The sequence below is a fragment of the Methylobacterium oryzihabitans genome (assembly GCF_004004555.2).
GTDB classification, from domain to species: Bacteria; Pseudomonadota; Alphaproteobacteria; order Rhizobiales; family Beijerinckiaceae; genus Methylobacterium; species Methylobacterium oryzihabitans.
Genome location: NZ_SACP01000003.1, coordinates 278139 through 299932 on the forward strand (window position 1 = coordinate 278139; position 21794 = coordinate 299932).

Annotated in this window: 20 protein-coding genes; 12 read left to right on the forward strand and 8 right to left on the reverse strand. The window is 74.6% G+C overall.

All coding sequences use genetic code 11. The annotated features are described in order from the left end of the window. Nucleotides 1-44 precede the first annotated feature (44 nt). The 7 genes from hemA to EOE48_RS29090 all read left to right on the forward strand — a co-directional run bounded on the left by hemA (nucleotide 45) and on the right by EOE48_RS29090 (nucleotide 8044). The gene (gene hemA, locus EOE48_RS05290) at nucleotides 45-1256 is read left to right on the forward strand and encodes a 5-aminolevulinate synthase (RefSeq protein ID WP_127727731.1); all 1212 of its coding nucleotides are present in this window, start codon (nucleotides 45-47) and stop codon (nucleotides 1254-1256) included. Between the two features lie 436 nt (nucleotides 1257-1692). Further along, nucleotides 1693-2667, forward strand: a complete 975-nt coding sequence (gene bchI, locus EOE48_RS05300; RefSeq protein WP_246153970.1) for a magnesium chelatase ATPase subunit I — start codon at nucleotides 1693-1695, stop codon at nucleotides 2665-2667. After that, on the forward strand, nucleotides 2664-4391 hold the full coding sequence (locus tag EOE48_RS05305; protein WP_187371320.1) for a magnesium chelatase subunit D: 1728 nt from the start codon (nucleotides 2664-2666) through the stop codon (nucleotides 4389-4391). Before bchI ends, EOE48_RS05305 begins: the two co-directional genes overlap by 4 nt. Before the next feature lie 6 nt (nucleotides 4392-4397). Next, nucleotides 4398-5297 (forward strand): alpha/beta fold hydrolase BchO, encoded by a 900-nt coding sequence (gene bchO, locus EOE48_RS05310; protein WP_127727735.1) that lies wholly within the window; start codon nucleotides 4398-4400, stop codon nucleotides 5295-5297. Between the two features lie 41 nt (nucleotides 5298-5338). After that, nucleotides 5339-6865: a phytoene desaturase family protein gene (crtI, locus tag EOE48_RS05315; RefSeq protein ID WP_127727736.1), complete on the forward strand. Its 1527-nt coding sequence runs from the start codon at nucleotides 5339-5341 to the stop codon at nucleotides 6863-6865. Further along, nucleotides 6846-7904: a phytoene/squalene synthase family protein gene (locus tag EOE48_RS05320; RefSeq protein ID WP_127727737.1), complete on the forward strand. Its 1059-nt coding sequence runs from the start codon at nucleotides 6846-6848 to the stop codon at nucleotides 7902-7904. The genes crtI and EOE48_RS05320 overlap by 20 nt, the downstream gene beginning before the upstream one ends. After that, nucleotides 7901-8044 (forward strand): hypothetical protein, encoded by a 144-nt coding sequence (locus EOE48_RS29090; RefSeq protein WP_187371316.1) that lies wholly within the window; start codon nucleotides 7901-7903, stop codon nucleotides 8042-8044. The genes EOE48_RS05320 and EOE48_RS29090 overlap by 4 nt, the downstream gene beginning before the upstream one ends. A gap of 861 nt (nucleotides 8045-8905) precedes the next feature. Here the strand turns inward: EOE48_RS29090 and EOE48_RS05325 are convergent. From EOE48_RS05325 to EOE48_RS05350, 6 genes are all read right to left on the reverse strand, one after another. Further along, a complete protein-coding gene (locus tag EOE48_RS05325; RefSeq protein WP_246153960.1) occupies nucleotides 8906-9949 on the reverse strand; it encodes a DUF3616 domain-containing protein in 1044 nt (347 codons plus the stop codon). Nucleotides 9950-10053: 104 nt separating this feature from the next. Continuing rightward, entirely contained in the window at nucleotides 10054-10401 is a 348-nt protein-coding gene (locus tag EOE48_RS05330) for a hypothetical protein (RefSeq protein WP_127727738.1), read from the reverse strand. A 64-nt stretch (nucleotides 10402-10465) separates the two neighbouring features. Continuing rightward, nucleotides 10466-11860 (reverse strand): dihydrolipoyl dehydrogenase, encoded by a 1395-nt coding sequence (gene lpdA / locus EOE48_RS05335; protein ID WP_127727739.1) that lies wholly within the window; start codon nucleotides 11858-11860, stop codon nucleotides 10466-10468. 3 nt (nucleotides 11861-11863) lie between these two features. After that, entirely contained in the window at nucleotides 11864-13261 is a 1398-nt protein-coding gene (locus tag EOE48_RS05340) for a dihydrolipoamide acetyltransferase family protein (protein ID WP_127727740.1), read from the reverse strand. Between the two features lie 2 nt (nucleotides 13262-13263). Next, the gene (locus tag EOE48_RS05345) at nucleotides 13264-14277 is read right to left on the reverse strand and encodes an alpha-ketoacid dehydrogenase subunit beta (RefSeq protein WP_127727741.1); all 1014 of its coding nucleotides are present in this window, start codon (nucleotides 14275-14277) and stop codon (nucleotides 13264-13266) included. Nucleotide 14278: 1 nt separating this feature from the next. Continuing rightward, nucleotides 14279-15508, reverse strand: coding sequence for a 3-methyl-2-oxobutanoate dehydrogenase (2-methylpropanoyl-transferring) subunit alpha (locus tag EOE48_RS05350; protein WP_127727742.1), 1230 nt, complete (start codon nucleotides 15506-15508; stop codon nucleotides 14279-14281). Between the two features lie 358 nt (nucleotides 15509-15866). On the opposite strand from EOE48_RS05350, the gene EOE48_RS05355 reads away from it, so the two are divergent. The 5 genes from EOE48_RS05355 (at nucleotide 15867) to EOE48_RS05375 (ending at nucleotide 20488) form a co-directional block, all read left to right on the forward strand. After that, entirely contained in the window at nucleotides 15867-17240 is a 1374-nt protein-coding gene (locus EOE48_RS05355) for a pentapeptide repeat-containing protein (protein ID WP_127727743.1), read from the forward strand. An 80-nt stretch (nucleotides 17241-17320) separates the two neighbouring features. Continuing rightward, the gene (locus EOE48_RS05360; RefSeq protein ID WP_127727744.1) at nucleotides 17321-17815 is read left to right on the forward strand and encodes a CYTH domain-containing protein; all 495 of its coding nucleotides are present in this window, start codon (nucleotides 17321-17323) and stop codon (nucleotides 17813-17815) included. 335 nt (nucleotides 17816-18150) lie between these two features. Next, nucleotides 18151-18720, forward strand: coding sequence for a sigma-70 family RNA polymerase sigma factor (locus EOE48_RS05365; protein WP_127727745.1), 570 nt, complete (start codon nucleotides 18151-18153; stop codon nucleotides 18718-18720). Continuing rightward, entirely contained in the window at nucleotides 18713-19432 is a 720-nt protein-coding gene (locus EOE48_RS05370) for an NrsF family protein (protein WP_127727746.1), read from the forward strand. The genes EOE48_RS05365 and EOE48_RS05370 overlap by 8 nt, the downstream gene beginning before the upstream one ends. Before the next feature lie 162 nt (nucleotides 19433-19594). Then, nucleotides 19595-20488 carry a dihydrodipicolinate synthase family protein gene (locus tag EOE48_RS05375; protein ID WP_127727747.1) on the forward strand — a complete coding sequence of 298 codons (894 nt, stop codon included), beginning with the start codon at nucleotides 19595-19597 and terminating at the stop codon, nucleotides 20486-20488. Between the two features lie 257 nt (nucleotides 20489-20745). Here EOE48_RS05375 and EOE48_RS05380 read toward each other — a convergent pair whose 3' ends face one another. Both EOE48_RS05380 and EOE48_RS05385 read right to left on the reverse strand, forming a co-directional pair. Next, nucleotides 20746-21261 carry a peptide deformylase gene (locus tag EOE48_RS05380; protein ID WP_127727748.1) on the reverse strand — a complete coding sequence of 172 codons (516 nt, stop codon included), beginning with the start codon at nucleotides 21259-21261 and terminating at the stop codon, nucleotides 20746-20748. A gap of 9 nt (nucleotides 21262-21270) precedes the next feature. Further along, the coding region (locus EOE48_RS05385) for an NAD(P)-dependent oxidoreductase (RefSeq protein WP_281292726.1) at nucleotides 21271-21794 on the reverse strand (524 nt) is incomplete at its 5' end.

Genomic DNA, 21794 nt, shown 5'->3' on the forward strand with positions numbered 1-21794 from the left:
CCACAAGAACACGACCGGACGAACACCGTACAAGGGGACGCTCGATGAACTACGACGCCATGTTCTCCGCCGCCCTCCAGGGCTTGCACCGCGAGGGCCGCTACCGGGTCTTCACCGACCTCGAACGGCTGGCCGGCCGGTTTCCCTACGCCACCCAGCACGGCGCCCACGGCATCCGCGAGGTGACTGTGTGGTGCTCGAACGACTATCTCGGCATGGGCCAGCACCCGGCGGTGACCGGGGCGATGCACGAGGCGATCGACCGCTGCGGCGCCGGCGCGGGCGGGACCCGCAACATCTCGGGCACCAACCACTACCACGTGCTCCTGGAGCGCGAGCTCGCCGACCTGCACGGCAAGGAAGCGGCTTTGCTGTTCACCTCCGGCTACGTCTCGAACTGGGCCGGGCTCGGCACCCTGGCCTCGAAGCTGCCGGGCTGCGTCGTGTTCTCCGACGAGGACAACCACGCCTCGATGATCGAGGGCATCCGGTCGAGCCGGGCCGAGCGCCACATCTTCCGCCACAACGATCCCGAGGATCTCGACCGCAAGCTGCGCCTCGTCGATCCGGCCCTGCCGAAGCTCGTCGCCTTCGAGTCGGTCTACTCGATGGACGGCGACATCGCGCCGATCGCCGAATTGTGCGACGTCGCCGAGGCCCACGGCGCCATGACCTATCTCGACGAGGTCCACGCCGTCGGGCTCTACGGCCCGCGCGGCGGCGGCATCGCCGAGCGCGAGGGGCTGATGCACCGCCTCACGGTGATCGAGGGCACCCTCGGCAAGGCGTTCGCGGTCTCGGGCGGCTACATCGCCGCGTCCACGGCCCTGTGCGACTTCGTGCGCAGCTTCGCCTCGGGCTTCATCTTCACCACCTCGCTGCCCCCCGCCATCGCGGCCGGCGCGGCGGCGAGCATCCGCCACCTCAAGACCAGCGGGGTCGAGCGCGCCCGCCACCAGGACCGGGTCGCGGCGGTGCGCCGGCGGCTCTCGGCCATCGGCATCCCGCTCCTCGACAACCCGAGCCACATCGTGCCGGTGATGGTCGGCGACCCGGTGCTGTGCAAGCAGATCAGCGACACGCTCCTCGACGAGTTCGCGATCTACGTCCAGCCGATCAACTATCCCACCGTGCCCCGCGGCACCGAGCGCCTGCGCATCACCCCCTCGCCGCTGCACAGCGACGCCGACATCGACCATCTGGCGCGGGCGCTCGGCACGATCTGGGGCCGGATCGGGCTGGCGCGGGCGGCGTGACGCCCCGACCCTCCCCCCTCCGCGGGGGAGGGTGCCCGGCGGAGCCGGGCGGGAGAGGGGAACCACCCATCCGGAAATATCGCGACTGTGGTGACGGGCTCCCCCTGGACCAGCGTCGCGCCGCCCCTCTCCCGACCCCTGCTGACGCAGGGACCACCCTCCCCCGCAGAGGGGGGAGGGTTCTTTCGCAAGCAACCGTGCTGTAGCTGTCATCAAAATCGACCGTCAATTTCATTAGACAATCCCGCTTCCCCGGCCGATCCTGCTCCGCACGACCCACCCGCGAGGACCCACCGTGGCCCCCACCCCATCGGCCCTGTCCCGGCGGGCTCCTAAGCCGGGCTTCTCGAAGCCGATCGTCGTGGAGCCCGGAATCCGCGCCGAGGCGGCGGCCCGCCCGCCCTATCCGTTCGCGGCCATCGTCGGACAGGACGCCATGCGGCGCGCGCTGCTGGTCGCGGCGGTCGATCCCTCGGTCGGCGGCGTGCTGGTCTTCGGCGACCGCGGCACCGGCAAGTCCACCGCCGTGCGGGCGCTCGCCGCCCTGCTGCCGCCGATGCGGGCGGTGGAAGGATGTCCGTATGCCTGCGATCCCGCCGAGGCCGGCGCCCTCTGCGCCGAGTGCGCCGCGCGCCGGCCGCAGGGCCTCGCCGCCCGGACCGTGCCGGTGCCCGTCGTCGACCTGCCGCTCGGCGCCACCGAGGACCGGGTCGTCGGCGCCCTCGACATCGGCCGGGCGCTCGGGGCCGGCGAGAAGGCGTTCGAGCCGGGGCTGCTCGCCCGGGCCAATCGCGGCTTCCTCTACATCGACGAGGTCAACCTGCTGGAGGACCACCTTGTCGACCTGCTCCTCGACGTGGCGGCCTCCGGCGTCAACACCGTCGAGCGCGAGGGCCTGAGCCTGCGCCACCCGGCGCGCTTCGTCCTCGTCGGCAGCGGCAACCCGGAGGAGGGGGAGCTGCGTCCGCAACTCCTCGACCGCTTCGGCCTCGCCGTCCAGGTCGCGACCCCGACCGACCTCGCGAGCCGGGTGACGATCGTGAGGCGCCGCGACGCCTACGAGCGCGACCCGGCCGGCTTCGCCGCCGAATGGGCCGGCGAGGAGGCGCGGCTCGGCCGGCAGATCGTCTCGGCCCGCGAGCGCCTGGGCCGCGTCGCGGTGCCCGACGCGGTGCTGGAGGCGGCGGCCCGCCTGTGCCTCGCGCTCGGCACCGACGGGCTGCGGGGCGAACTCACGCTGATGCGCACCGCACGCGCCCTGGCGGCCCTCGACGGGGTGCAGACCGTGACCCTCGACCAGCTCCGCGCCGTCGCCCCGAGCGCCCTCGGCCACCGCCTGCGGCGCAGCCCCCTCGACGAGGCCGGGTCCGAGGCCCGCATCGCCCGGGCGCTGGCCGAGGTCCTCGGGTGAGCCCCGCGCCAAGCCCGGCCCCGGACGCGGCCTGGGCGCTGGCCTGCCTCGCGGCCGATCTGGCGGCGCTCGATCCGGCGGCCGCCTGCGTCGTGCTGCGCGCCCGCCCCGGCCCCGTGCGCGACGCGTGGCTCGATCGGCTGCGCGCGCTTCTTCCCGCCGGGATGCCGGTGACGCGCCTGCCGCCCGGCATCGCCGACGACGCGCTCCTCGGCGGGCTCGATCTGCCCGCCACCCTGCGGACCGGGCGGCCGGTGACGCAGCCGGGCCTGCTCGCCCGCAGCCACGGCGGCGCGGTGGTGGTGCCGATGGCCGAGCGGCTGGCACCCGGCACCGCGGCGCGGATCGCCGGGGTGCTCGACACCGGCTCCGTCGAGGTCGCCCGCGACGGCGTCGCGGCCCGGCATCCGGCGCGGATCGGCCTGATCCTCCTCGACGAGGGCGAGGGCGACGAGACCCTGCCCGCCGCCCTCTCCGACCGCGCCGCGATCCACCTCGACCTCGACGCCGTCCCGCCGGGATCGGTCGCAGCCCGTCCGTTGCCGGACCTCGCCGCCGCCCGCGCCGCCCGGACCGTCGTGCCGCCCGAGACGGCCGAGACTGTGTGCGCCCTCGCGGCCCGGCTCGCCATCGCCTCGCTGCGCGCGCCGCTCCACGCCCTGCGCGTCGCCCGCCTGCACGCGGCGCTCGCCGGGCGCGCGGCGGTGGAGGATCCCGACCTCGCCGCCGCCGCCGCGCTGGTTCTCGCCCCTCGCGCCGCGGCGTGGCCCCGGGAGGCCGAGGACGAATCCGAAGACGAAGCGGAGACGGCCGGGCCGCCCCCGGACGGCGACGAGGCGGGGCCCGCCGGCCGCGACGGCGCGGAGGACCGCATCCTCGCCGCCGCCGCCGCGAGCCTGCCGCACGGTCTTCTCGCCCGCCTGCTCGCCGGCGAGGGGCCGCGCACCCGCGCGCCGGGTGCCGGCCGCGCCGGTGCGGTCGCGCAGGCGCGGCGCGGCCGACCGGTCGGCGCCCGGCCCGGCGATCCGCGCCGCGGGCGCCTCGCGCTGATCGAGACCCTGCGGGCCGCCGCCCCGTGGCAGCGCCTGCGGCGGGGCGCCGGCGAGGCAGGCCTGCGCATCGCGGCGGAAGACCTCCGCATCCGCCGTCTCGTGCAGCGGCGCGAGACCACGACGATCTTCGCCGTCGACGCCTCCGGCTCGGCGGCCCTGGAACGGCTCGCCGAGGCCAAGGGCGCGGTCGAATCGCTCCTCGCCGAGTGCTACGTGCGCCGCGACCGGGTCGCCCTCGTGGCCTTCCGCGGCGCCGGCGCCGACCTGCTGCTGGCCCCGACCCGCTCGCTGGTGCGCGCCAAGCGCGCGCTCGCCTCCCTGCCGGGCGGCGGCGGCACGCCGCTCGCCGCCGGGATCGAGACCGCGGCCGCTCTCGCCGCCGCCGAGCGCCGGGCCGGGCGCAGCCCGGCGGTGGTGCTGCTCACCGACGGCCGCGCCAACGTCGCGCGCTCCGGTGCGCCCGGCCGGGCGCAGGCGGCGGCGGATGCCCTCGTGGCCGCCCGCGTGCTCGCCGCCGGGGGCACCCGCGCGATCGTGGTCGACACCGCGTCGCGCCCGCAGGACGGCGCCCGGGCGCTGGCCGCGGCGATGCAGGCGCGCTACCTGCCGATGCCGCAGGCCGATGCCGCGCGCCTGACCCGGGCCGTGCGCGAGGCCGTTCCGTCCGGTTGACCCGCGATGCTCCTCTCCGACGACAGGCCCGCCTTCGCGCGGGAGGGCCGCGACTGGCCGAACCGCGAAACGAGCCGCTTCGTCGCTGCCGGCGGCCTGACGTGGCACGTGCAGGAGGCGGGCGAGGGCCCGCCGCTGCTGCTGATCCACGGCACCGGCGCGGCGACCCATTCCTGGCGCGGGCTGCAGCCGCTGCTCGCGCCAAGCTTCCGGGTGATCGCCCCGGATCTGCCCGGCCACGGCTTCACCGACCCGCTGCCGACGCCCTCGCTGCCGCGGATGGCGAAGGCCGTCGCCGCGCTCCTCTCCGTCCTCGGCGTCGCGCCCGCTCTCGTCGTCGGCCACTCCGCCGGCGCCGCGATCCTGGCGCGGCTGTGCCTCGACGGCGCGGTGGCGCCGCGTCTCCTCGTCGGGCTCAACGCGGCGCTGAAGCCGTTTCCCGGCATGGCCGGCTTCATCTTCCCGGCGATGGCGCGCGCCCTGTTCCTCAACCCGGTCACGCCGCGGGTCTTCGCGTGGTCGGCCGACCGGGCCGCGGTGGAGCGGCTGATCCACGGCACCGGCTCGACCCTCGACCGCGCCGGCCTCGACCTCTACCGGCGCCTGTTCGCCAAGCCCGGCCACGTCGCCGGGGCGCTCGGCATGATGGCGAACTGGGACCTCGTCGCCCTCGACCGCGACCTGCCCCGCCTGAGCCCGCCCTTGCTGCTGATCGTCGGCGGCCAGGACCGCACCATCGCGCCCGACGTCTCCTTCGGCCTCGCCAAGCGCCTCGGCGCCCGGGCCAGGGTGGAGCTGCTGCGCGGCCTCGGGCATCTCGCCCACGAGGAGAAGCCGGAAGTGGTGGCGGGGCTGATCCGGGCCGGGGCGGAGCGCGAGGGAGTCCTTTCGGCAAACGCTTCCTGAGCCCTTGCCAGAGCGGCCGACCGTGATGATAGTGTCAACTTATGTTGACAGTCGACGACGCGCCGCCGCGGGTCACGTCCGCCCGGCGCCGACCCCGTGCGGTGGTGATCGGCAGCGGCTTCGGCGGGCTCGCGGCGGCGGTCCGGCTCGGCGCCCGGGGCTACCGGGTCAGCGTGCTCGAACGGCTCGACCAGCCCGGCGGACGGGCGCGGGTCCACCGCCAGGACGGGTTCACCTTCGATGCCGGCCCGACCATCGTCACGGCGCCGTTCCTGTTCGAGGAACTGTGGCGCCTGTGCGGGCGGCACCTCGCCGACGACGTGACGCTGGTGCCGATGCGGCCGTTCTACCGCATCCGCTTCGACGACGGCACGAGCTTCGCGATGTGCGGCGAGGCCGAGGCGATGCGCGCCGAGGTCGAGCGTCTCAGCCCCGGCGAGGCCCCCGCCTACGACCGCTTCATGGCGCTCTCGGACGAGCTGTGCCGGGTCGGGTTCGAGCAGCTCGGCGCGGTGCCGTTCGGGCGCCTGACCGACATGCTGCGCGTCGCCCCCGATCTCGTGCGGATCGGTGGCCACCGCAGCCTCCATGCCCTGGTGTCGTCGGTGTTCCGCGACGAGCGCCTGCGCACCGCGTTCAGCTTCCACCCGCTGCTGATCGGCGGCTCGCCGTTCCGGGCGAGCGCGCTCTACGGCCTGATCGCCGCCCTGGAGCGGCGCTGGGGCGTGCACTCGGCGCTCGGCGGCACCGGCGCCCTGGTGCGCGGGCTGGTGAACCTGATCGAGGGCCAGGGCGGCGAGGTCCGCTGCGGCGCCGAGGTGGAGCGCATCCTGGTCCGGGACGGTGCCGCCCGCGGCGTGGCGCTCCTTGACGGCCGCGAGATCGCCGCCGACGTGGTGGTGTCGAACGCCGATTCGGTCGTCACGGCGCGGCACCTGCTCCCGCCCGAGGCGCGGGGCTGGCGCGAGCGGCGGCTGGGCCGGGCGCAGTCCTCGATGGGCGTGTTCGTCTGGTATTTCGGCACGCGGCGGACCTATCCGGACCTCGCCCATCACACGATCCTGCTCGGTCCGCGCTACCGCGGGCTCCTCGACGACATCTTCTCCCGCAAGGTGCTGGCCGAGGACATGAGCCTCTACCTGCACCGCCCGACCGCGACCGATCCGGGCGTCGCGCCCCCCGGCCACGATGCGTTCTACGCGCTCGCCCCGGTGCCGAACCTCGCCGGCGGGCAGGACTGGGCCGCCCTCGCCGAGCCGTTCCGGCAGCGCATCGCCGCGCGCCTCGAGGCCACCATCCTGCCGGGCCTGTCGCAGAGCCTCGTCACCTCGCGGGTGACGACGCCGCAGGACTTCTGCAACGACTTCCTGGCGTGGCGCGGCTCGGGCTTCGGCCTCGAACCGATCCTGACCCAGAGCGCGTATTTCCGCCCGCACAACCGCTGCGGCGCGGTGCGCCACCTCTACCTCGTCGGCGCCGGCACCCATCCGGGGGCCGGGCTGCCGGGCGTGCTGTCCTCGTCGAAGATCCTCGATCGCGTGGTGCCCGATGCTGCCGTCTTCGCCTGACTCACCTTTCGCTGCTCGCGCCGCCGACCACGCCGCCTGCCGGGCGGCGATCCGCACCGGGTCGCGCAGCTTCTACGCCGCCTCCTGGCTGCTGCCGCGCGCCGTGCGCCGCGATGCCTACGGGCTCTACGCCTTCTGCCGCCTCTCGGACGACGCGGTCGACGGGGAGGGGGCACGGGCGGACGCGGTGCCGCGTCTGCGGGCGCGCCTCGCGCTCGCCTATGCCGGCCGGCCGCACGACGCGCCGGCCGACCGGGCGCTGGCCGAGATCGTCGCCCGCCACGCGATCCCCGAGGCGCTGCCCGCCGCGCTCCTCGACGGTCTGGCCTGGGACGCCGCCGGGCGGCGCCACCCGGACCTGTCGTCGCTCGTCGCCTACGCGGCCCGGGTCGCCGGATCGGTCGGCGCGATGATGACCCTGGTGATGGGCGAGCGCTCGCCCGAGGCGCTCGCGCGGGCCTGCGACCTCGGCATCGCCATGCAGCTCACCAACGTCGCCCGCGACGTCGGCGAGGATGCCCGCGCCGGGCGCCTCTACCTGCCGGAATCCTGGCTGCACGAGGCCGGCCTCGACCCCGACGCCTTCCTGGCCCGTCCGGAGCCGGGACCGGCGCTGGCCGCCGTGGTCGCCCGCCTGCTCGCCGTCGCCGACCGGCTCTACGCCCGCGCCGAATCCGGCATCGCGATGCTGCCGCCCGCCTGCCGGCCGGCGGTGCGGGCGGCGGGCCTGATCTACGCCGAGATCGGCCGCGACCTCGAACGCGGCGGGCTCGACCCGGTGACGCGCCGCGCCCGCGTGCCGGGCACCCGCAAGGCGCGGCTCCTCGCCCGCGCGGCGCTCACCGCCTCGGCCCGCCGGGCGGCGCGGCCGCCCCTGCCGGAGGCAGCGTTCCTGGTCGAGGCGGTGGCGGCGACGCCGCTGCCGGCGGTCGTGGCGCGCCCGGCCTGGTGGAACCTCGGCGGCCGGGCCGTGCGGGTCCTCGATCTCATCGAGACCCTGCGCGAGCGCGAGCGCCTCGGCGGGCCCGCCCCGTCGTGAACGAGACGCTGTTCGCGCTGCTGGATTTCGGGCTGGTCTTCGGGGCGGTGCTGGGATTCGGGTTCTGGCAGCTCTGGGTACTGCGGCGGGACAAGCGGCTGGCGGCGCGCTCGGAGGATCGGCGCTCGCCGGACAGGTGACGGCGGGTCGTCATAGGGGTGTCCGAACGGATCGTTCAAAAGCTGTATCATACGCCCAAAGGGCCGCCTCGCCTCCCCGACGACAGAACCTCGCGCTGCATCAGCGCTCAGGTCGATGGGGTGAAGGCCTGCCGGGGGCTGGAAAGCGGTCGCGGCTTGGTGCATCCATGCGTCATGAAGGGTCGAACGAGCGTCCTGCTGCTCGGCGGAGCGATCGTGAGCACGGTGGTGGCCATCGTCGCCGTGCCCATGATGGCCTTGCGCTCGTGGGCTCCGAGCACGCCGCTACCAGCTCTCGCGCGAGGGCTCCCGGCCAGATTCACCGAGGCTGATCCCGTCTTCCGGGCGCGCATCGCGGAGGCCTTCCCGCCCGGCTCTTCGGAAGCCGCCCTGACCCAGCGTCTTCGTGACGAGGGTTTCGCTCTCCAAGCGTCCGACCTCCCTGGCCGAAACGGAGAGCGCTGGGCGAGCCTGACGCTGCCGAGTTCGGCCTGCGTCTTGACTTGGCGCGTGCGCTGGCACGCGGAGGTGGGAACGCTCGTATCGGCCTCGGGGGATTATGGAGGAACTTGCCTGTGAACGGCAGACGCTCCGACACGGCAACGCGATTCGCGATCATCGCCGTGGCGGCCGCGCTCGCAGCCGTCCTGATTCTGCGGCTCCGCGATCCGAGACCCCCGAGCCAGACCAGTCCCGGTTATCATATCGGCAGCAGACGATGAGGCGCATCGCCTCGTTTCGCGGCGCTCCGGGACTTCTTCGTCCCATGCCGCGCGACGCGCGCCATGGCGTCGCTCGGTATCCTCGACGCCCCCTGACGATACCGATCGATCGAGGGATCGGGAGGGGCGCGCCGCGTCGTCACTCCAGTTCCAGCACTACGCTGCGGAACGCCAGCGGCTTGCGCGCCGGGCAGATGTCGGCGTCGTCGCTGATGAGCCGGACCTTGCTGCCGTCGGGCGAGACCAGCGCGGCCTCGGGCTGGAAGTCGGGAATCGCCGCCACCGCCGCGGCGACGCCGGGGATCCGGGTCGGCGCCTCGCCGGCCTTGCCGGACCAGCGGTAGAGGTCGGCGGCCTCGCCGCCGCTGCCCGAGCCGCCCGCGACAATGAAATACGCCTTGGCGTCAGCGGCGTACGCGATGGCGCGGATGCCGCGCCCCTTGAGATCGAGGGCGATCGGCTTGCCGAGCTTGGGCGCGGCTCCGCCCGCCAGCACCTCGGCGGGATTCTCCCATGGCACCACGAGGGCGTCGTTGTCGGCGTTGAGCGGGTTGCGCAGGCCGACCAGCAGGCCGCGCCCGTCGGGGGCCGGGCTCAGGCCCTCGACCGCGAGGCCGCGCCGGCGCGGGCTGAGGCTCGCCTTCGCCGCGAGGTCGACCGCGACCCGCTCGGACAGGCGCGGGTCGAGGTCGGCGATCGCCTTGGCGAGGCCCCGGAACGCCTGACCCTTCGGCGTCACCGTCGGGGCCTTCGGATCGCCGCCCACCGTCAGGGCGAGGGTCTGCCGTGACGCCTCGCGGGTCCGGCCCTCGGCGTCGCGGCCGTGGGAGCCCATCAGCACGAGGTCGCCGCCGAGCCAGGCGAGGGATTCGAGGTCGGCCGCCGCCGGCTCCTCGCGGGCGCCGGTCGCCAGCGCCCCGTCGAGGTCGCCGCCCTTCAGGGCGAGCGGCGGGCCTGACTCGTTGGCCTTGTAGAGCCGCAGCGTGTTGTCCCCGTCGCCGACCACCAGGAAGCGGTCGCCGAAGCTGCCGGCCGGGTAGGGGACGGCGCCCGACGCCTCGCACAGGCCCCAATGCATCAGGACAGGTCCCGCCTTCACCTCGGCGCGCGCGCCTTGCGTCGCGAGACAGAGCGTGAGCGCAGACACGAGCGTCCCCAGCCGGGTCATGCCCAGAGCTGTCATGGCGATCCTCCCCGTTCCGCGGCCCGTCGGCGCGGGACCGCCGCCGCTATATTTCACGCGGTCTAGGCTGCGTTCAATCGGGGAGATGAAGAATTCTTCGCGTCTCAAGACGAAGGCGCGTCGGGCGGGCCGGCGATGCTGCGGCAGACGTCCCCGCCGGCCCGCTCCCGCTGCTCCGCCACGAAGAGCCGCCGCGCCTCCGCCGCCTGCCGGAACGCCCGCGACCGCGGCGGCTGGAGCGCCAGCCTGCCGATCTCGCGCAGGATCAGCTCGGCCTCGAACGCCGCCGCCCGCTCGTCCGCGACGGCCCGGCTGTCGGCGCCCCGCGCGGCGGCGTGGCGTTCCAGCCCGTCGCGGCAGATCGCGGCGCGGTATTCCAGCCACTCGATCACGTCGTGGAAGGCCCGGCCGCGGATCTCCGCCGCCGTGGCCCGGCGCCTCTTCTCGCTCATGCTCGTCCATCCGCGGGCTCGGACGGACGATGCTCTCGCATATCGCCGGACGATTCGCCCGGGGTCAGATGTGCAGCGCCTCGCCGAGCGCCCGGAGATTCGCCTCGTGGAACGCCTCGCCGAGGGTCGGGTGGGCGTGGATGGTGCCGGCGACGTCCTCCAGCCGGGCGCCCATCTCGAGGGCGAGGCCGAAGCCGGACGACAGTTCCGACACCCCCGCGCCCACCGCCTGGATGCCGAGCACGAGGTGGTTGTCGGCCCGCGCTGTCACCCGCACGAAGCCGTCCTCGGCTCCCAGCGTCATCGCGCGGCCGTTGGCGGCGAAGGGGAACAGGCCGGTGCGGATCTCGTGGCCGGCGGCCCGGGCCTCCTCGGGCGACAGGCCGGCGGAGACCACCTCCGGGTCGGTGAAGCAGACGGCGGGGATCGCGACCTTGTGGAAGGCGCGGCGGCGGCCTGCCACGAGGTCGGCGACCATCTCGCCCTGCGCCATGGCGCGATGGGCCAGCATCGGCTCGCCGGTGACGTCGCCGACCGCCCAGACGTTGCGCATCGAGGTGGCGCAGCGCTCGTCGATGCGGATGAACGGCCCGCTCATGTCGAGGTCGAGCCGGTCGAGCCCGCAATCCTGCGTCCGCGCCTTGCGCCCGACCGCGACCAGGATCACCTCGGCGGGAATGTTTCGGAGTTCGCCGCCGGCCTCGACGGCGAGCGCCTCGCCCGAGGCCGACAGGCCGGTGGCTCTCGCGCCGAGCAGCACCTCGATGCCGAGCGCGCCGAGGCGACGGGCGACGGGCCGGGTCAGTTCGGCATCGTAGGCCGGCAGGATCCGCTCGGCCATCTCGACGACCGTGACCTTCGCCCCGAGCTTGGCGAAGGCGGTGCCGAGTTCGAGCCCGATATAGCCCGCCCCGACCACCGCCATGGTGGCGGGCACCCGCGGCAGCGACAGGGCCTCGGTCGACGAGACGACGCGCCCGCCGAAGGGCAGGTGGGGCAGGGCTGCGGGCACCGAGCCGGTGCTGAGGATCACGTGCTCGGCCCGCACCCGCTCGGGCCCGGTATCGGTCTCGACGAGGCAGGTCTTGCCGTCGACCATCCGCCCGCGCCCGCGCAGGATCTTGACCCCGCCGCGCTTGAGCAGCGCCGCGACCCCGGTGTTGAGCCGCCCGACGATGCCGTCCTTCCAGCCGACCGTGCGGCCGAAATCGAGCGTCGGCGGCCCGGCCGAGAGCCCGAACGGCGAGCCGTCTCCGGCCTGCAGCACGGCGGCGTGGAACGCCTCGGCGGCGTGAATCAGCGCCTTCGAGGGGATGCAGCCGACGTTGAGGCAGGTGCCGCCCAGCCGGTTCTCCTCGACCAGCACGGTGTCGATGCCGTGCTGGCCGGCCCGGATCGCCGCGACGTAGCCGCCCGGCCCGCCGCCGAGGACGAGGAGCTTGGTGGTGATCTCGCTCAACGATCAGGCCTCCATGAACAGCATCGCGGGCGTCTCCAGCAGGGCCTTCAGCGCCTGCACGAACAGGGCGGCGTCGTAGCCGTCGACCACCCGGTGGTCGAACGAGGCCGAGAGGTTCATCATCAGGCGCGGCACCACCCCGCCGTCTCGCCAGACCGGCCGCGTGACCTGCTTGTTGACGCCGAGGATCGCGACCTCGGGCCGGTTGATGACCGGCGTCGTCACGATGCCGCCGAGCGCGCCGAGCGACGTGATGGTGATGGTCGAGCCCGACAGCTCGTCGCGGGCGGCGAGCCCGTTGCGCGCGGCCTCGGCGAGGCGCCGCACCTCGGCGGCGGACGACCACAGGTCGCGGGTCTCGGCGTGGCGCAGGACCGGCACCATCAGGCCGGACGGCGTCTGCGTGGCGATGCCGACATGCACGCCGGCATGGCGAAGGATCACCTCCGCCTCGTCGTCGTAGTGGGCGTTCATCTGCGGGAAGTCCGGAAGGGTCCGCACCAGCGCCTGGACCAGGAACGGGATCAGGGTCAGCTTCGGGCGGCTCGCACCGTGGCGCCCGTTCAGCGCCGCGCGCAGCTCCTCCAGCGCCGTCACGTCGACCTCCTCGACGTAGGAGAAGTGCGCGACCCGCCGCTTGGCGTCGGCCATGCGCTGGGCGATGCGCCGGCGCAGGCCGATGACCTTGATCTCCTCGACCGCCGTCCGGGGCGCCCGGCCGGCGGGCACCGGCGCGGCGTCGTCGGGCGGGGCGGCGAGGTAGGCGTCGAGGTCGTCGTGGCCGATGCGGCCGGCCGGTCCGGTGCCGCGGACCTGCCGCAGGTCGATGCCGGCTTCCAAGGCCCGCCGACGCAAGGCCGGCGAGGCGACCGGCTTCTCGCCCGGAGGCCGCGGCGGGCCGGAGGCCGGGGCCGCCGGAGGGGGAGTCGAGGCACGGGGCGCGGGCTTTGCTGCCGCCGGCTTGGCCTCGGGGGCTGCGGGCGCCGCGGCCGGCTTGGCCGGTTCGGAGCGGGACACCGGCGGCGCCGGCTCCAGGCCGTCCGCGGCCGGGACCAGGGCCGCGGACGGCTGGCCCGCCGCGGCATCCTGGGCCTTCGCCACCTCGGGCGCCACCGTGACGCCGGCGTCCGGGGTCGCCGTCTGCGGCGCGGCCTCGCCGCCCTCGACTTCGAGCCGCACCAGCTCGGCACCGACCGCCAGCATCTGGCCGGCCTCGGCACCCAGCGCCGCGACGGTACCGCTGACCGGCGAGGGAATCTCGACGGTCGCCTTGTCGGTCATCACGTCGGCGAGCGGCTGGTCCTCGCGGACCACGTCCCCGACCTTGACGTGCCAGGCCGAGACTTCGGCCTCGGCCACGCCCTCGCCGATGTCGGGGAGCTTGACGATGCGGAAACCCATGGTCAGCCCTCCAGCGCGGCGCGAAGGGCCCGGCCGACGCGCTCGGGGCCCGGGAAATAGGCCCATTCCTGGGCGTGCGGGTACGGCGTGTCCCAGCCCGCCACCCGGACGATCGGCGCCTCCAGGTGGTAGAAGCAGGTCTCCTGCACCAGGGCCGCCAACTCGGCGCCGAAGCCCGAGGTCAGGGTCGCCTCGTGGGCGATGACGCAGCGCCCGGTCTTGCGCACCGAGGCCTCGATCGTCTCCAGATCGAGGGGCAGCAGCGTGCGCAGGTCGACGATCTCGGCATCGATCCCGGTCTCGGCGGCGGCGGCCTCGGCGACGTGGACGATCGTGCCGTAGGCCAGCACCGTCACGGCGCTGCCCTCGCGCCGGATCGCCGCCTTGCCGAGCGGCACGGTGTAGTGCCCGTCCGGCACCTCGCCGAGGTCGTGGCGCGCCCACGGCGTCACCGGCCGGTCGTGATGGCCGTCGAAGGGGCCGTTGTAGAGCCGCTTGGGCTCCAGGAAGATCACCGGGTCGGGATCTTCGATCGCGGCGATCAGCAGCCCCTTGGCGTCGTAGGGGTTCGACGGCACCACGGTCTTGAGGCCGGCCACGTGCGTGAACAGCGCCTCGGGGCTCTGGCTGTGGGTCTGGCCGCCGAAGATGCCGCCGCCGGTCGGCATCCGCACCACCATCGGGGCGGTGAACTGCCCGCCCGAGCGGTAGCGCAGGCGCGCCGCCTCCGAGACGATCTGGTCGTAGGCCGGATACATGTAGTCGGCGAACTGGATCTCGACGCAGGGCTTGAGCCCGTAGGCCGCCATGCCGACCGCGGCGCCGACGATGCCGAGTTCGCTGATCGGCGCGTCGAAGCAGCGGCTCTTGCCGAACCGCGCCTGCAATCCTTGCGTGCAACGGAACACGCCGCCGAAATAGCCGACGTCCTCCCCGAACACGACGACGTCGTCGTCGCGCTCCATCGCCACCGCCATCGCGTCGCGGATGGCCTCGATCATCGTGCGGCGCGGCATCTCAGTACCCCGCCTGCTGGCGCTGGCGGCGCAGATGGGGCGGCATCTCGGAGAAGACGCCCTCGAACATGTCGCGCGGCGACGGCTTGCCGCCGGCATGCAGGGTGCCGTGGGCCTCGGCCTCGCGCTGGGCCGCCACGACCTCGTCGAGGATCTCGGCCTCGCCCTGGCGGTGACGCTCCTCCGACCACGCGCCGCGGGCGATCAGGTGGGTCTTGAGCCTCGCGACGGGATCGCCGAGGGGCCAGGCGTCGAACTCGGTCTTCGGCCGGTAGGCCGAGGGGTCGTCGGAGGTCGAGTGCGCGCCGGCGCGATAGGTGACGTACTCGACCAGCGTCGGCCCGAGGTTGCGGCGCGCCCGCTCGACCGCCCACTTCGCCACCGCGTGGACCGCGAGGTAGTCGTTGCCGTCGACCCGGAGCGCCGGGATGCCGAAGCCGTGGCCGCGCGCCGCGAAGGTCGAGGACCCGCCGCGGGCGAAGCCCTGGAAGGTCGAGATCGCCCACTGGTTGTTGACGACGTTGAGCACCACCGGCGCCCGGTAGGTCGAGGCGAAGACCAGCGCGGCGTGGAAGTCGGACTCGGCGGTCGAGCCGTCGCCGATCCAGGCGGCGGCGATGCGGCTGTCGTTCTTGATCGCCGAGGCCATCGCCCAGCCGACCGCCTGGACGGTCTGGGTCGCGAGGTTGCCGGAGATCGAGAAGAAGCCGTGATCCTTGGCCGAGTACATCACCGGCAATTGCCGGCCGAGCAGCGGGTCGGCCTCGTTCGAGTAGATCTGGCACATCATGTCGACCAGCGGGTAGCCGCCGGCGACGAGCAGCCCGGCCTGCCGGTAGGTCGGGAAGTTCATGTCGCCGGGTTCGAGCGCCCGCCGGAACGCGGTGCTCACCGCCTCCTCGCCGAGATGCTGCATGTAGAACGAGGTCTTGCCCTGGCGCTGGGCCATCAGCATGCGGGCATCGAAGGCGCGCAGCTTCATCATGTCGCGAAGCCCCGCGAGCAGCTCCTCGTCGGTGAGCGAGCCGGCCCAGGGCCCGACCGCGACGCCGTCGGCGTCGAGCACCCGGATCAGCGTGTAGGCGAGGTCGCGGATCTCGGCCGCCGCCACGTCGACCTCCGGCCGGCGGACCGCGCCGGCCTCGGGGATGTCGAGATCGGAGAAGCTCGGGTTGCCGCCCGGGCGGACGGCCGGTTCCGGAACGTGGAGGCTGAGGGCGTCTGGCGGCATCGAGGGACCCTTGCGGGAGAGGGGATGCGGACGGTCGATCGGTGCGGGGAAGCGCAGGGCGCCGGGACCCGCGACGCGCCCGGAGCGGGCGTCGCGCGATCATCCGGCGATCCTCGCGGCGGCGTGGCGTGTCGGCGGGCCCCTCCCGTCGCGGCCCGCCCACGGTGTAGCGCATCCCGCCCCGGTCGCGTCATCCCCGAAATCGCGCAACCCCGCACCGCGCCCGGGCGCCGTGGCCCGGAAAGCGCATGGGCCCGCGTTGACATCGCGGCGGCCACGGGGTCAGTCGCGGTCGCGCCCGCCGGGACCGCCGTCGCGGCCGGGTTGGTGCTCTCACGGGAAGCGGGCTCGCGCGATCATGCGTCAGGATCAGGACGACGCCGGCGTCGCGGCCGATCCGCGGCTCTCCGCCTTCCTCGCCGTTCTCGCCCGGAGCGCCGGCCGGCCCCTGCGCGGGGACGGGCCGTTCGACCTGCGCGGCGTGCGGGCCGGGCGCGCCGACCTCGCGCCGCATGCCGGGGCCGGAGACCCGCCGCCCTGGCTCGACGAGGCCGGCGGGCTGAACCTCGCCGAGGCCGGGCTCGCCGGCGCCGACCTGATCGAGGCGGACCTGTCGGGCGCCAACCTCGCCCGGGCCTCCCTCGCCGGGGTGCTCGGCCGCTCGGCGCGGTTCGCGGGCGCCCGGATCGAGGAGGCCGACTTCGCCGAGGCCGACCTCAGCGGCGCCGACTTCACCGGCATCGTCGGCGGGCAGGCGCGGTTCGCCGACGCGATGGTGGAGGACGCGACCTTCGCCGACGCCGCGATGCGGTTCGCCAAGCTGCCGCGGGCGCTCCTCGACGGCGCCGACTTCTCCCGCGCCGACCTGTGGGGGGCGGACTTCGCCGGGGCCGACGCCGACTACTCGGTGTTCCGCGGCGCCCGCCTCGACGAGGCCGACCTCAGCGACACCAACCTCACCCACGCCGATTTCGAGGGCGCGAGCCTCAAGAAGGCGAAGCTCGTCAACGCCCGCCTGCGCGGGGCGAACCTCACCGGCCTGAAGCTCGACGGCGCCGACCTGTCGGGCGCCGACCTCTCCGACACCAACCTCGTGCGGCTCGACCTCGCCACCTGCAACCTGCGCCACGTCCGCTTCGCCGGGGCGTGGCTCACCGGCACGCGGTTCCGGGTCGAGCAGCTCGGCGGCGCGGTCGGCGAGGAGGTCGCGGGCGAGTACGAGGCGGCGAAGGCGAGCTACCTCGCCCTCGAACAGAATCTCAGGAGCATCGGCAGCCACGAGGAATCGCGCTGGGCCTACAAGCGCGGACGCCGGATGGGAAGGCGCCACGCCTTCGTGCAGGCGCGTGCGGCGTGGCGCGGGCGGGACGCCCGGGCGGCGGTCTCGCACGGCTACCGCTGGGTCTCCGACCGCTTCGTGGAGTGGCTGTGCGACTACGGCGAGAGCCTGTCGCGGCTGGTGCGGGCCTTCGCGGTGGTGATCGCGCTGTTCGCCGTGCTGTACGGCGCCACCGGCGGCCTGCTGCTGGAGGAGGACGGCCTGCGGCCGACCTACAACGTCCTCGACCTCGTCAGCTACAGCGCCCTCAACATGATGACCGCCAACCCGCCGGAGATCGGCATCAAGCCGGTTGGCCGGGTCACCAACCTGCTGGTGGGGGCGCAGGGCGCGGCCGGGATCATCCTGATGGGCCTGTTCGGCTTCGTGCTCGGCAACCGCCTGCGGCGCTGACCGCCTCCGCGGGCGCTGCGTATTCACGACCGCGCTGCAACCTGTGCTAAGGCGCACGCGCACGAGGGTCCACGTCATCCATGCGGTTCGAGGTCGAGCGTAAGTTTCTGGTGTCGCATGATGGCTGGCGGCCCCGCGCGGTGCGGCGCCGGCGCCTGCGCGACGGGCTGATCGGGCAGTTTCCCGCCGGCAAGGTCCGGGTGCGCCTCGACGACGACGGCGCCTGGCTCACCGTCAAGGGGCCGCGGGTCGGCATCGGCCGGCCGGAATTCGAGTACGCGATCCCCCGCGAGGACGCCGAGGCGATGATGCGCGGCCTGTGCGCCGGCGACCTGATCGAGAAGACCCGCTACGAGGTGCCCCATGCCGGCCTGACCTGGGAGGTCGACGTCTACGAGGGATCGCTGGCCGGCATCGTGCTGGCCGAGGTCGAGCTTGACCACGACGACCAGCCGTTCGAGGCGCCGGACTGGACCGGCCGCGAGGTCACCGGCGACCCGCGCTTCCGGCAGGCGACGCTCCTGCGCCTCGGCGCCGAGGCCGGCCGGCGCGAGATCCTGGCGGCCCTCGGCTGATACGGTTTTTGGACGGTTCGTTCAAAAACCGTATCACCAGCCCGCGCGGCGCCTGAGCGAAGGCGGTTTCCGCATCGCGAAGCGATCAATCGGAAACCATATGACGGCCGCTGTAACCATGGGCGGCCCGGGGGCGAAGGGGAGGGGGTGCCCCTTCTCGTGACCGGGATCCCCGCGATGACCCGCCCGCCCGTCCGCCTGCCGGCTTCGCTCTCCGGGAATCCCCGGTGAGCACCGTCTGCTGGCCCTGTCCGCAGCCCGCGATCGCCCCTCGCCAGGACGGCCGCGATGCGGGAGTGTCGCGGCTCCGGGCTCCCGCCCAGAGGATGCAGGGGATGGACACCGAGCAGCGTCTCGCCGCGGGGATGCGGGCGGCGCAGGACGGCGACGCCGCCGCCTACCGCGCCCTGCTGGCGGCCTGCGTGCCGGTGATCGCCGCCGCCGCCCGTCGCCAGGGCCTGCCGCCCGACGAGGTCGACGACGTGGTGCAGGAGACCCTGCTGACGGTGCACCGGGCGCGGCGGACCTGGGACCCGGCGCGCCCGTTCCTGCCGTGGCTGCGCGCGATCGCCCAGCGCCGCACCGTCGACGCCCTGCGCCGGCAGGGCCGCCGGCCGCGCGAGAGCCACGATCCGATCGCCTACGAGGCCCATGCCGACGACGGGCCGCTGCCCGGCGACGGGCTCGAGCGCCGCGACGACCGCCGCCGCCTCGTCGCCGCGATGGCGGCCCTGCCCGAGCGCCAGCGCGAGGCGGTGGAGCATCTCGGCCTCGCCGAGCGCAGCCTCGACGAGGCCGCGGCGCTGACCGGACGCAGCAAGGGCGCCCTGAAGGTCAACCTGCACCGGGCGCTGAAGGCCCTGCGCGCGGCGCTGACCCGCGACGGGAGCGGCGCCGATGTCTGAGATCTCCCGCCACGCCCCGCTGCTGGACGCCCTCGCCGACGACCTCGCGCCGGTGCGCCCGCTGGCGTCGCCGCTGCTGCGCGCCCTGGCGTGGTTCGCCGCGCTCGCCGGCCTCGCCCTGGTCCTGCTCGTCGCCGCCGCCGACATCGGCGCCCTGCGCCAGCGGATGGCGGCCCCGGACGCCCTCGCCGCCGCCCTCGGCGCCGGGGCGACGGCGCTCGCCGCCGCGTGTGCGGCCTGCCTCAGCGGGGTGCCCGGGCGCAGCCGGTGGTGGGCGCTGCTGCCGCTGCCGCCGGCGATCCTGTGGCTCGGCGCGAGCGGCGTCGGCTGCCTCGACGCGTCGCCTTCGTCCGTGGCGCCGGACGGGACCGGGGGCTGCGCCGCGATCATCCTCGGCCTGTCGCTGCCGCTCTCGCTGCTCGCGATCGTCATGCTGCGCCGGACCTGTCCGCTGCGCCCGACGCTGACCGCCTGCCTCGGCGGCCTCGCGGCGGCGGCCGGCGCCGCGGCCCTCCTCGCCCTCGTCCACCCGCACGCCGCGACCGCGGCCGACCTCGCGGTCCACGTCGTCGCCGTCGCGCTCGTGGTCGCGGCGAACTTCGCGGCGGGCGGGCGGGTGCTCGGCAGGGCCATCGCTTCAGCGATTGTCCTGCGGTCGCCCGCAGGGCGACGCTCCATGCCGGGCGCGCAGAGCGGAGCGAAAGCCAAGTGAGCGGATGCGAACGCTGGCGCGTGAGGCCAAGCAAAAAACCAGGGCGATCGCTCTAAAGCGATGGCCCTGGGGTGCTCGGGCCGGCCTCTTGCGGCGGGCGGACGGGATCGGCAGACAGGGGCTGACGCGGCGAAGACCCGCCGCACCAGGGGAGGCGCCGCGATGCCCGCCGCACTTCACGGGGTGTTCCCCTATCTCGTCTCGCCGGTGGACGACGACGGGCGGGTGATGCGGCCGGTCCTGGCCCGCCTCGTCGAGCACCTGATCGACGCCGGCATCCACGGCCTGACCCCGCTCGGCTCGACCGGCGAGTTCGCCTATCTCACCCGCGAGCAGAAGCTCGCGGTGGTCGAGACGGTGGTGGAGGTCGCCCGCGGCCGGGTCCCGGTGATCGCCGGCGTCGCCGACACCACGGTCGCGGGCGCCGTCTCCCTCGCCCGCGAGGTCATGGCCCGCGGCGCCGACGGCGTGATGGCGACGCTGGAGGCCTACTTCCCGGTCTCGGATGCGGGGATCGAGGACTATTTCACCCGCATCGCCGCCGAGGTCGCCGGGCCGGTGGTGCTCTACACCAATCCGAGCTTCCAGCGCGCCGACCTGTCGCTGCCGCTGATCCGGCGGCTCTCGCGGGTGCCGAACATCCGCTACATCAAGGACGCCTCGACCAATACCGGCCGGCTGCTGTCGATCCTCGGCGAGACCGAGGGCCGGATGCAGGTCTTCGCCGCGTCCTCGCACATCCCGGCCTGCGTCATGCTGATCGGCGGCGTCGGCTGGATGGCCGGACCCGCCTGCCTCGTGCCGCGCCAGAGCGTCGCCCTCTACGACCGCGCCCGTGCCGGCGACTGGCCCGGCGCGATGGCGCTCCAGCGCGCGCTGTGGCCGGTCAACCAGGCCTTCGCCCGCTACGGGCTGGCCGCCTGCGTCAAGGCCGGGCTGGACTTGCAGGGCTTTCCGGTCGGCGCCCCGATCCCGCCGCAGGCGCCCCTCGACGGGGCGGGGATCGAGGACCTGCGCGGGATCCTGGCGCGGGTCGGAGGGCTGGGAGACGGGTGAGCAGCCATCCGGCCGGCGGTTCGTTCGAGCGCACCGCCCGAACCCTCCCCCCTCTGCGGGGGAGGGTGGCCCGGCCGTCAGGCCGGGTCGGGAGAGGGGAGCGCGACGATTCCGAAGGTGGCGCCCGTCATCCAGGTCGCGACCTCTCCGGAAGCGTCGTCCCCTCTTGCGGGACTTCGTCCCGGCCCGCCCTGCTCCGCGGGGCAACCCTCCCCCGCGGAGGGGGGAGGGTTGGCGTGCGCTCGCAGACCGCCCCGTCACCGCCGCCCGGCGGCCTCGCGCCGGCGCCGGTCGTGCCGCTTGAGCAGCCGCTCGCGCTTGAGCCGCGACAGGCGGTCGAGCCAGAACACGCCGTCGAGCTGGTCGATCTCGTGCTGGAGGCAGGCGGCGAGGAAGCCGGAGGCCTCGGCCTCGTGGACGGCGCCGTCGAGGCCCTGGTAGCGCAGGCGGAGGCGGGCCGGGCGCTCGACCTCCTCGTCGAGGCCCGGCAGCGACACGCTGCCCTCGCGGTGGCGCGCGGTCTCGGGCGACGTCCAGACGATCTCGGGATTGACGTAGAGGCCGGCCGGGGCGCCGGGCTCCGGCAGCCGGATCATCGTGAACCGCACCGGCTGGCCCAGATGCGGGCCGGCGAGCCCGATCGCCCCGAGATGGTCGAGGGTGTCGCGCAGGTCGGCCGCGGCCGCCCGCAGGTCGGGACCGAACGCCGTCACCGGCGCGAGGCGCTCGCGCAAGCGCGGGTCCGGGTAGAGGACGACCGGGAGGACGGCCACCGGCGGACCTCAGCGGCGCTCGTAGAGCAGGCGGGCGCGGATCGTGCCCTCGATCGCCCGCAACTCGGTGAGCAGCGCCTCGGCGTCGTGGCCCTCGGCCTCGGCCTCGACCACCACGTAGGCGAGTTCGCCGTCGGTCTGGTGGAACTGCGCCGCGATGTTGATGTCGTGGCGCGAGAAGACCTCGTTGAGGCGCCGCAGCATGCCCGGCAGGTTGCGGTGGACGTGGATGTAGCGGGTGCCGGCCGGCCGCGTGGCGAGCTGCACCTGCGGGAAGTTCACCGCGCCCTCCGTCGAGCCGATGTCGGAGTAATCCACCAGCTTGCGCGCCACCTCCGACCCGATCCGCTCCTGCGCCTCCTCGGTCGACCCGCCGACATGCGGCGTCAGGATCACGTTGTCCAACCCCTGCAGCGGCGACACGAACCGCTCCGCGTTCGACGCCGGCTCGACCGGAAACACGTCCACCGCCGCCCCCCGCAGGTGACCGTCGCGCAGCGCCCCGGCCAGCGCGTCGAGGTCCACCACCGTGC

What these genes read in the sequence shown, in the direction of transcription:
- hemA (WP_127727731.1), top strand. Translation starts at nt 45, where the DNA reads ATGAACTACGACGCCATGTTCTCCGCCGCCCTCCAGGGCTTGCACCGC.
- bchI (WP_246153970.1), top strand. Translation starts at nt 1,693, where the DNA reads ATGCGGCGCGCGCTGCTGGTCGCGGCGGTCGATCCCTCGGTCGGCGGC.
- bchO (WP_127727735.1), top strand. Translation starts at nt 4,398, where the DNA reads ATGCTCCTCTCCGACGACAGGCCCGCCTTCGCGCGGGAGGGCCGCGAC.
- crtI (WP_127727736.1), top strand. Translation starts at nt 5,339, where the DNA reads ATGTTGACAGTCGACGACGCGCCGCCGCGGGTCACGTCCGCCCGGCGC.
- EOE48_RS05320 (WP_127727737.1), top strand. Translation starts at nt 6,846, where the DNA reads ATGCTGCCGTCTTCGCCTGACTCACCTTTCGCTGCTCGCGCCGCCGAC.
- EOE48_RS05325 (WP_246153960.1), bottom strand. Translation starts at nt 9,949, where the DNA reads ATGACAGCTCTGGGCATGACCCGGCTGGGGACGCTCGTGTCTGCGCTC.
- EOE48_RS05330 (WP_127727738.1), bottom strand. Translation starts at nt 10,401, where the DNA reads ATGAGCGAGAAGAGGCGCCGGGCCACGGCGGCGGAGATCCGCGGCCGG.
- EOE48_RS05340 (WP_127727740.1), bottom strand. Translation starts at nt 13,261, where the DNA reads ATGGGTTTCCGCATCGTCAAGCTCCCCGACATCGGCGAGGGCGTGGCC.
- EOE48_RS05345 (WP_127727741.1), bottom strand. Translation starts at nt 14,277, where the DNA reads ATGCCGCGCCGCACGATGATCGAGGCCATCCGCGACGCGATGGCGGTG.
- EOE48_RS05350 (WP_127727742.1), bottom strand. Translation starts at nt 15,508, where the DNA reads ATGCCGCCAGACGCCCTCAGCCTCCACGTTCCGGAACCGGCCGTCCGC.
- EOE48_RS05355 (WP_127727743.1), top strand. Translation starts at nt 15,867, where the DNA reads ATGCGTCAGGATCAGGACGACGCCGGCGTCGCGGCCGATCCGCGGCTC.
- EOE48_RS05360 (WP_127727744.1), top strand. Translation starts at nt 17,321, where the DNA reads ATGCGGTTCGAGGTCGAGCGTAAGTTTCTGGTGTCGCATGATGGCTGG.
- EOE48_RS05365 (WP_127727745.1), top strand. Translation starts at nt 18,151, where the DNA reads ATGGACACCGAGCAGCGTCTCGCCGCGGGGATGCGGGCGGCGCAGGAC.
- EOE48_RS05370 (WP_127727746.1), top strand. Translation starts at nt 18,713, where the DNA reads ATGTCTGAGATCTCCCGCCACGCCCCGCTGCTGGACGCCCTCGCCGAC.
- EOE48_RS05375 (WP_127727747.1), top strand. Translation starts at nt 19,595, where the DNA reads ATGCCCGCCGCACTTCACGGGGTGTTCCCCTATCTCGTCTCGCCGGTG.